6 protein-coding genes are annotated in these 8,937 nt (G+C 68.7%); 5 read left to right on the top strand and 1 reads right to left on the bottom strand.

Going from position 1 to position 8,937, the window contains the following annotated elements; translation table 11 throughout:
* Positions 1-347 precede the first annotated feature (347 nt).
* The 3 genes from nirB to AC6LKG_RS26040 are packed head-to-tail and all read left to right on the top strand — an operon-like array spanning position 348 to position 4,581.
* The gene (nirB, locus tag AC6LKG_RS26050; RefSeq protein ID WP_498169796.1) at positions 348-2,897 is read left to right on the top strand and encodes a nitrite reductase large subunit NirB; all 2,550 of its coding nucleotides are present in this window, start codon (positions 348-350) and stop codon (positions 2,895-2,897) included.
* Complete coding sequence (gene nirD / locus AC6LKG_RS26045) at positions 2,897-3,301, top strand: nitrite reductase small subunit NirD (RefSeq protein ID WP_498169795.1); 405 nt, start codon at positions 2,897-2,899, stop codon at positions 3,299-3,301. Before nirB ends, nirD begins: the two co-directional genes overlap by 1 nt.
* Before the next feature lie 11 nt (positions 3,302-3,312).
* On the top strand, positions 3,313-4,581 hold the full coding sequence (locus tag AC6LKG_RS26040; RefSeq protein ID WP_498169792.1) for a nitrate- and nitrite sensing domain-containing protein: 1,269 nt from the start codon (positions 3,313-3,315) through the stop codon (positions 4,579-4,581).
* A 21-nt stretch (positions 4,582-4,602) separates the two neighbouring features.
* On the opposite strand, the gene AC6LKG_RS26035 is transcribed toward AC6LKG_RS26040, so the two are convergent.
* Positions 4,603-5,415, bottom strand: a complete 813-nt coding sequence (locus tag AC6LKG_RS26035) for a metallophosphoesterase (protein WP_498169791.1) — start codon at positions 5,413-5,415, stop codon at positions 4,603-4,605.
* Positions 5,416-5,484: 69 nt separating this feature from the next.
* On the opposite strand from AC6LKG_RS26035, the gene AC6LKG_RS26030 reads away from it, so the two are divergent.
* Both AC6LKG_RS26030 and AC6LKG_RS26025 read left to right on the top strand, forming a co-directional pair.
* On the top strand, positions 5,485-6,462 hold the full coding sequence (locus tag AC6LKG_RS26030; protein WP_498169788.1) for a GNAT family N-acetyltransferase: 978 nt from the start codon (positions 5,485-5,487) through the stop codon (positions 6,460-6,462).
* 351 nt (positions 6,463-6,813) lie between these two features.
* On the top strand, positions 6,814-8,937 hold a 2,124-nt coding region (locus AC6LKG_RS26025; protein WP_498169786.1), incomplete at its 3' end, for a phosphocholine-specific phospholipase C.

The following is an 8,937-nucleotide window of genomic DNA, read 5'->3' as shown; positions in this document are numbered from 1 at the left end:
CCTTTGCCCTGGTTCCCGGCATGGCCGGGTCGTTGGCCATGCCGATGCAAGTTCCATGCCAGCGGCCGCCCAAGGGACGGCGCGCCGCAGGCGGCGCGCCGTATGCGCGCGGTGGTGCGTGGCGGCACCGCGATGGTGCGCGCCGGAACCGTTTGGGTGCGCGCGGAACGCGCCTGGTCGCCTGCCCCACGGGCGGGACGACGGATGGCACGCTTATTGCTTTGACTCCCATACCGGGCCCGTGTCCGGCCAGACAACGCAAGCATTGCAGGCAACGGCGCCCGGACCCACCAGTCCCGGGCGCCGTTTGTCTTTTGGAAACCGAACGGCCCAGCCTGGATAGCCCCATGAGCACAGCGACTTCCATTCCCACGCAGACCCTGATCGTCATTGGCAACGGCATGGTCGGCCACCATTGCGTCGAGCAACTGATCGAGCGGGGCGCGCTGGCGCGCTACCGCATCCTGGTGTTCGGCGAAGAGACCCGGCGCGCCTATGATCGCGTGCACCTGTCCGAATACATCGGCGGGCGCGGCGCCGAATCGATGGCCATGAGCGAGGCCGCGTTCTACGAACGGCCGGGCCTGTCGCTGCGGCTGGGCACGCCGGTGCTGCGCATCGACCGCCAGGCGCGGCAGGTGGTGACGGCCGACGGCAGCCATGGCTACGACAAACTGGTGCTGGCCACCGGCTCCTATCCCTTCGTGCCGCCGATCGCCGGCGCCGAAGGGGCCTCGCGCCTGGTCTACCGCACACTCGATGACCTGGACCAGATCCGCGCGGCGGCCGATGGCGCCCGGCGCGGCGTGGTGGTGGGCGGCGGCCTGCTGGGCCTGGAGGCCGCCAACGCGCTCAAGTCGCTCGGGCTGGAGGCGCATGTGGTCGAGTTCGCACCGCGCCTGATGCCGGTGCAACTGGACGAGGCCGGCGGCGCCGCGCTCAAGGCGCGCATCGAGGCGCTGGGCGTGGGCGTGCACCTGTCGCGCGCCACGCAGGAGATAAAGGCCGGCACGCAGTACCGCTACCGCATGCGTTTCGCCGAAGGCGCGCCGCTGGAAACCGACCTGATCGTGTTCTCGGCCGGCATCCGCCCGCGCGACGGCCTGGCGCGCCAGGCGGGACTGGCGGTGGCCGAGCGCGGCGGCGTTGCCATCGACGGCCATTGCCGCAGCAGCGATGCGTCGATCTACGCCATCGGCGAATGCGCCGCGTTCGACGGCGCCATCTTCGGCCTGGTGGCGCCCGGCTACCAGATGGCGCGCGTGGCCGCCGCCGACCTCTGCGGCGACGACGGCGCGCCGTTCGCCGGCGCCGACATGTCGACCAAGCTCAAGCTGCTGGGCGTGGACGTCGGCTCGATCGGCGATGCCCACGGCGCCACGCCGGGCGCGCGCAGCTATCGCTACATCGACGAGGCGGGCGCCTCATACCGCCGCCTGGTGGTGTCGGCCGACGGCAAGCGCGTATTGGGCGCCGTGCTGGTGGGCGACAACAGCTACTACGACACGCTGCTGCAATACGCGCAGAACGGCATCGCGCCGCCGGCCGACCCGGCCAGCCTGATCCTGCCCGCCGGCCAGGCCGCGCCCGCGCTGGGCGCCGGCGCGCTGCCGGCCACCGCCACCATCTGTTCGTGCCACAACGTCAGCAAGGCCGCCATCTGTGACGCGCTGGACGGCGGCTGCATCGACGTAGGCGGCGTCAAGGCCTGCACCAAGGCCGCCACCGGCTGCGGCGGCTGCGCGGCCTTGCTCAAGCAAGTGGTGGAACACGAACTGGCGAGCCGTGGCGTCGCGGTGGACAAGAGCCTGTGCGAGCATTTCGCGTACACCCGCCAGGAACTCTACGGCATCGTGCGAGTGCACGGTATCGAGTCGTTCGAGGAACTGCTGGCGCGCCACGGCCGCGGCCACGTCGGCTGCGACCTGTGCAAGCCCACCGTGGCGTCGATCCTGGCCTCGTGCTGGAACCGCCCGATCCAGGACCCGCACCTGGTGCCGCTGCAGGACACCAACGACACCTTCATGGCCAACATGCAGAAGAACGGCACCTATTCGGTGGTGCCGCGCATTCCGGGCGGCGAGGTCACGCCCGACGGGCTGATCGCGATCGGCGCGGTCGCCAGGAAATACAAGCTCTACACCAAGATCACCGGCGGCCAGCGCATCGATTTGTTCGGCGCCCAACTGCACGAGCTGCCCGACATCTGGGCCGAACTGATCGCCGCCGGCTTCGAGACCGGCCACGCCTACGGCAAGTCCACCCGCACCGTGAAGTCCTGCGTCGGTAGCACCTGGTGCCGCTACGGCGTGCAGGACAGCGTCGCCATGGCGCTGCGCATCGAAGACCGCTACAAAGGCCTGCGCGCGCCGCACAAACTCAAGTTCGCGGTCTCGGGCTGCACCCGCGAATGCGCCGAGGCGCAAAGCAAGGACATCGGCGTCATCGCCACCGAGAACGGCTGGAACCTGTACGTGTGCGGCAACGGCGGCATGCGGCCGCGCCACGCCGAACTGTTCGCGCAGGATCTGGACGATGCCACGCTGATCCGCTACATCGACCGCCTGCTGATGTTCTACATCCGCACCGCCGACAAGCTGCAGCGCACCTCGGTCTGGCGCGAGTCGCTGGAGGGCGGATTGGACTATCTGAAGGCCGTGGTCATCGACGACAGCCTGGGGTTGGGCGCCGAACTGGAGGCGCAGATGCAGTTGGTGGTGGACCGCTATGAATGCGAATGGGCCAATGCCCTGTCCGACCCGGAAAAGCTCAAACGCTTCCGCACCTTCGTCAACAGCGCCGCGGCGGACCCGGACATCCGCTTCGTGCAGGAGCGCGGCCAGCCGCGCCCGGCGCCCGCCGCGCGCGTGATTCCCATCGCCGAGGAGCTTGCCTGATGCGTTCGAATGCCGTGATCACCCTTGGCCAGCAGACCCCGCCCGACGCCATCATGGGCGCCGCCGCGTGGCGCCCCGCCTGCACTCGCCGCGACCTGGTTGCCGGCTCCGGCGTGGTGGCGCTGGTCGAAGGCAGGCAGGTAGCCCTGTTCTATTTGCCGGCTGTCGCTGGCGAAACGCTCTACGCGATTGACAACCGCGATCCGAAATCCGGCGCCAATGTCATCGGCCGCGGCATCGTCGGCCACCTGGGGGGCGAACTGGTGGTGGCCTCGCCGCTGTACAAGCAGCACTTCCGGCTGCGCGACGGCGCCTGCGTCGAATACCCCGAGCAATCGCTGCGGGCCTGGCCGGTGCGCTTTCACGGCGATGCGGTGGAAGTCCTGCCGCCAGCGGCGGGTTGAGGATGTCCGCCATGTCGCCGCGCGCCATGCCTTCCACCCTGCGCTTCCTCCTGGCGGCCCGCCGCAGCGAATTGCATGGCCTGGAAGCCCTGGCCGGCACGTGCGAACTGGTCACCCTGGTCAGCAAGCTGGTGCACGTGCTGCAGAAAGAGCGCGGCTCGTCCAACCTGTACCTGCGCGGCGGCCAGGACGCGCTGCGCCAGACCCTGGCCAGCCTCAGCTCCGATGCGTGCGCGGTCGAGGAAGAGGTGCGCCGCTTTCTGGACCGTCTCGAACCGGACGCCATCCGCAGCGCGGGCAAGGCGCGCCTGCTCAATTGCATCGCGTATGCCCTGTATCGGCTGGACGAGCTGCCCCGCACGCGCCGTGCCATCCGCGACCGGCGGGTGGCGGCCGAGGACGCCGGCGAGGCTTTCACGCGGCTCATCGCCAGCCTGTTCGCGCTGGTGTTCGAGGCCGCCGACTCCTCGCTGGACGCGGGCGTCACGCGCCTGCTGGTGGCCCTGTTGAATTTCATGCAGGGCAAGGAATTGTGCGGCCAGGAGCGCGCCTATGGCGTCACCGGTTACACCGCCGGCTACTTCACCGAGCCGCAGAAGGCCCGGGTGCGCGAACTGATGGATTTGCAGGCGCGTTGCTTCGACAGTTTCGCGCAATACGCCGGCCCGCAGGCGCTGGCGGCCTGGCAGCAGGTGGAGCAGGCCGCCGCGCCGGTGCAACGGCTGCGCGACATGGCGTTGCGCACCTCTGGATCGGAGCGCGTCGACACAGGCCTGGCCGAATTGTGGTTCGCCCTGTGCACCGAGCGCATCGATGCCATGCGCGCCGTCGAAAGTCTGCTGGCCGACGCGTTGACGCTGCAATGTCATCGCCGCATCGTCGAGACGCGCGCCGAACTCGACAACCACCGGCTGCTGTTGAGCCGTTTCGCCGATCATGCCAGCGACGCGGCGCCGGCGATGCTGTTCCAACTGCAGGGCCGCATCCTCGATGTGCCGCCTCAGGACGGCGTGGGCGAAGCGATGGAGCGCTCCATCCTGGATCTGATGCGCGAGCAGGCGCAGCGCCTGCGCCAGTCCGACGATGCGCTGGCGCTGGCGCGCGGCGCGCTGGAAGAGCGGCGCCGCGTCGAACGCGCCAAGTGGCTGCTGGTGAGCCACCACGGCCTGAGCGAGCAGGCCGCACACGATCAATTGCAGCGGGTGGCGATGGACCGCCGGCGTTCGCTCGACGAGGTCGCGCGCCAGGTGCTGGCCGAACTGGAACCCGCCGCGCGCTGAGCGGCGCGGCATCGCTTCACGTCACGCGGACGGCACCTCCCACAGCGCGTCGGGCAGGAAGCCGTCCTGTTCGCCCTTGCGGGCGTAGCCCAGCGGATTGGCGACCACGCGGCACCCATCCTTGCGATAGTCCAGCGGACAGTGCAGGTGGCCGTGCATCCAGACATCGGCCAGCGGCAACAGGCCATCCAACGCGTTGCAGAAGCCTGCGGTGCCCGGCGTGACGCCATAGCGCGGATCGGCGCTGGCCAGGCTCGGCGCGAAGTGGGTGATGGCCAGGGTCGGGCCGTCGAACGGCGCGCGCAACGCCTGTTCCAGCCACGCCTGGCAGGCCAGCCCCTGTTCGCGCATCTGCTCGGCCATGAAGGGCGCGCCATGGCGCCGCATCTGCGCTTTCTCCAGATAGAAGTCGGCGGCGCGAAAGGCCTTGCCGCGCTTGGCCAGCACTTGCGTCAGCGTGTCGCCGGGCGCGGCCAGCGCGTCGAAATCGGTCCACAGCGTGGTGCCCACCAGGCGCACGCCGTCGATGACGCGCGTCTGGCGCTCCAGCCACTGGATTTCCAGCGCCTCGCATAGCGCCTGCAGGCGCTCGTGGGTGGCGTCGAAATCCAGATTGTCGTATTCGTGATTGCCGGGCACGTAGACCACCGGCGTCGGCCAGCCATTGCGCGGCGCATAACGGCCCAGCCCGAAGTCGTCCGTGCCCAGCCTGGAGCGCGGCTGGTAGGAACCGATGTCGCCGGCCAGCACCAGCAGATCCGCGCCCGGCACCGGTTGCGCGGCGAACGTGGGATCGGCTTCCAGGTGCAGGTCGGACAACAATTGGATTTTCATGGGGGGGCTTGTTTTGGTTGCGATTCGCAAGTAAATTGGTTGCGACCCGCAACTTCAGGACGCGTCACCATGGATCTTATCGATTTTCCCACCCGATCCCGCGAACAGACCATCCGCGACCTGCGGGAATTCTCGCGCAAGCTGGTGCGCGAGCTGGGCTTCATGCGGCCGTCCCTGGCCGGCAGCGACCTGGCGCCGTCGGCGGTCCACGCCATCATCGAGATCGGTCTGCAGCCAGGCATCCAGGCGCGCGACCTGGCCCTGGTGCTGCGGCTGGACAAGTCCAACACCAGCCGCCAGGTCGCCAAGCTGGAAGCGGCCGGCCTGGTGGCGCGCGAGAGCGACAGCGGCGACGCGCGCGCCTCCCGCCTGTCGCTTACCCCGGCAGGCCTGGACCTGCGCAACCGTATCGACCAGTTCGCCACCGACCAGGTCTCCCGGGCGCTGCGCCAACTGGCGCCGCCCGACCAGGAAATCCTGGTGCGCTACCTGTCCTTGTATGCCGACGCCTTGTCGCGCGAAAACCCCAACACGCGCGCCGCGCAGGCCGTCGATGTGATCGAGTCGCAGATCCAGGACGGCTATGCGCCGGGCTGCATCGGCGACGTGGCCGCGCTGCACGCGCGCTACTACGCCCAGGCCGCCGGCTTTGGCGTGGCGTTCGAGCGTCTGGTGGCGACGGGGCTGGCGGCTTTCGCCGAGAGCCTGCCCGCGCCCGGCAAGAACCTGTGGCGCTATACCGACGGCAATCGCACCCTGGCCTCCATCGCCATCGACAGCGACCTCGCGGCGCGCACGGCGCACCTGCGCTGGTTCATCGTCGATGAATCGTTGCGCGGCATGGGCGTGGGACGCGCGCTGCTGGCGCGCGCCATGGCCTTCGTCGATACGCTGGAAATTGACGAAACGTACTTATGGACCTTCAAGGGCCTGGATGCCGCGCGCCATCTGTATGAGTCCGCCGGCTTCGTGCTGACGCAGGAAGCCGAAGGCTCGCAGTGGGGCGGCGTGGTGGTCGAGCAGCGCTTCAGCCGCCGCGCCCGCTGACGCATCCGGACACACACTGAGTCCGCCCGCACGCGCCGCGGTCCGCCGCGGCGCGCTGTCTTTCATTGCGCTGTCACTTCGCGTTCCTAGACTCGCTGGGGTCTTGCCGATCCTCCGCGGCAAGGCTGGTCCTTCCCTTTCCAAAGAACCTCCCCATGCCCTCCTCGAGTCTTGCAAGAACCCTTGCCGCGGTCCTGCTCGCCGCCGCCACGCTCGCCGCCTGTGGCGGCGACGATTCCTCGGATGATCCCGCGCAACCGCCGGCCACCGGACAACCCCAGCCCGCGCCGCAGTTGCGTTGCGCGCCGTAAGCGGCGTTTGCGCCGACCTCAACCAATCCGAGTCTCCCCGATGACCTCCCGCCGCAATTTCCTCCAGACCGCCACCGGCGCCGGCTTCGCCGCGGCCGCACTGGCCGCCTTTCCGCCCAGCATCCGTCGCGCGCTCGCCATCCCCGCCAACAACGCCACCGGCACCATCAAGGATGTCGAGCACGTCATCATCCTGATGCAGGAAAACCGTTCGTTCGACCACTACTTCGGCACGCTCAAGGGCGTGCGCGGGTTTGGCGACCGCTTCACCATTCCACTCGCCAACGACCGCAAGGTCTGGCAGCAGCAGCGCGCCAACGGCGCCGTGCTGACGCCATTCCATATCGACGGCAGCACCAACAACGCGCAGCGCGCCTCGGGCACGCCGCACAGTTGGGACGACAGCCAGAAGGCCTGGGACGGCGGCCGCATGGCGCAATGGCCCACGCACAAGCACGACATCTCGATGGGCTATTTCAAGGAGCGCGAAATCCCGTTCCAGTTCGCGCTCGCCAATGCGTTCACCTTGTGCGATGCCTATCACTGCTCTATGCATACCGGCACCGACGCCAACCGTTCGTTCCACCTGACCGGCACCAATGGCGCCGTGCCAACCAATACCGCCTTCGTCAACAATGAATGGGACTGGATCGACGGCCTGCCGGCCAACGTCAACACCGGCTACACCTGGACGACGTACGCCGAGCGGCTGGAGCAGGCCGGCGTCAGTTGGATCTCGTACCAGAACATGCCGGACGAGTGGGGCGACAACATGCTCGGCGCCTTCCGCACCTTCCGCCAGGCCAACGTGAATTCCGGCTATCCCGTCTCCAGCGGCGGCGAACCCGGCGTGCCCTACGCCAACACCGGCCAGGCGTTGCCTTACAAGGCCTACGACGCCGCCACCGACAACGCCGCCAATCCGCTCTACAAGGGCATCGCCAATACCTTGCCGGGCGCCGCGCCCGAGAATTACCTGGACGCCTTCAAGCGCGACATCGTCGAAGGCCGGCTGCCCCAGGTGTGCTGGATGAACGCGCCATCGATCTACTGCGAACACCCGGGCCCGTCGAGCCCGGTGCAAGGCGCCTGGTTCCTGCAGGAGGTGCTGGACGCGCTGACCGCCGTGCCCGAAGTCTGGAGCAAGACGGTGCTGTTGGTGAACTTCGACGAGAACGACGGCTATTTCGACCATGTGCCGTCGCCGTCCGCGCCGTCGCGGGATGCCGGCGGCAGCCTGGCAGGCATGACCACGCTGGCCGATGCCGATATGGCGTTTGAATACTTCACGCACGCCTCGCCCGCCGGCAGCACCAGCCAGCCGGCGACCAAGGATGGCCGCGTCTACGGCCCCGGCCCGCGCGTGCCGATGTACGTGATCTCGCCCTGGAGCCGTGGCGGCTGGGTCAATTCGCAAGTGTTCGATCACACCTCGGTGCTGCGCTTCCTGGAAGCGCGCTTCGGCGTGGCCGAGCCCAATATCAGCCCGTTCCGCCGTGCGGTCTGTGGCGACCTGACCAGCGCCTTCAATTTCAAGACGCCCAACACCGAGCCGCTGCCGACCCTGGCGGGCCGTGCCACCCGGACGGCGGCCGACCAACTGCGCAGCGCGCAGGAAGCCTTGCCGCAGATGCCGCTGCCCACCGACATGCAGTTGCCGCTGCAGGCCAGCGGCACCCGTCCGTCGCGCGCCTTGCCATACGAATTGCATACCAGCGCGCGCTGCGCCGCGACGGGCACGGTGGAACTGGTGTTCGCCAACACGGGAGCGCAGGGCGCGGTGTTCCATGTCTACGACCGTTACCACCTGGACCGCCTGCCGCGCCGCTACGCGGTCGAGGCGGGCAAGACCTTGTCCGACACCTGGGATGCGCTGCGGGACAACCTGGGCATGTACGATCTGTGGGTGCTTGGCCCCAATGGCTACCATCGCCACTTCAAGGGCGACACCAACCGCATCGCCGACAGCGGCTCGCTGCCCGAGATCCGGGTCTGCTACGACATCGCCAACGGCGAGGTCTATGCCGAATGCCTGAACACCGGCGCCCAGGCCTGCACCTTCACCGTCACCCCGCGGGCCTACCGGCAGGACGCCCCCGTGGCCGTGCCTGTGGGCGGGGCGCGCGGGCGCGTGCCTGTTTCACACTCTAGAACGTGCACGCGG

This window comes from Achromobacter sp. 46006, from assembly GCF_059761975.1.
This window is presented reverse-complemented; position numbering and strand designations above follow the sequence as displayed.

Bases quoted from the DNA above. Each gene is read 5' to 3' on its own strand.
- AC6LKG_RS26040 (WP_498169792.1), top strand. From the start codon at position 3,313: ATGTCGCCGCGCGCCATGCCTTCCACCCTGCGCTTCCTCCTGGCGGCC.
- nirB (WP_498169796.1), top strand. From the start codon at position 348: ATGAGCACAGCGACTTCCATTCCCACGCAGACCCTGATCGTCATTGGC.
- nirD (WP_498169795.1), top strand. From the start codon at position 2,897: ATGCGTTCGAATGCCGTGATCACCCTTGGCCAGCAGACCCCGCCCGAC.
- AC6LKG_RS26035 (WP_498169791.1), bottom strand. From the start codon at position 5,415: ATGAAAATCCAATTGTTGTCCGACCTGCACCTGGAAGCCGATCCCACG.
- AC6LKG_RS26030 (WP_498169788.1), top strand. From the start codon at position 5,485: ATGGATCTTATCGATTTTCCCACCCGATCCCGCGAACAGACCATCCGC.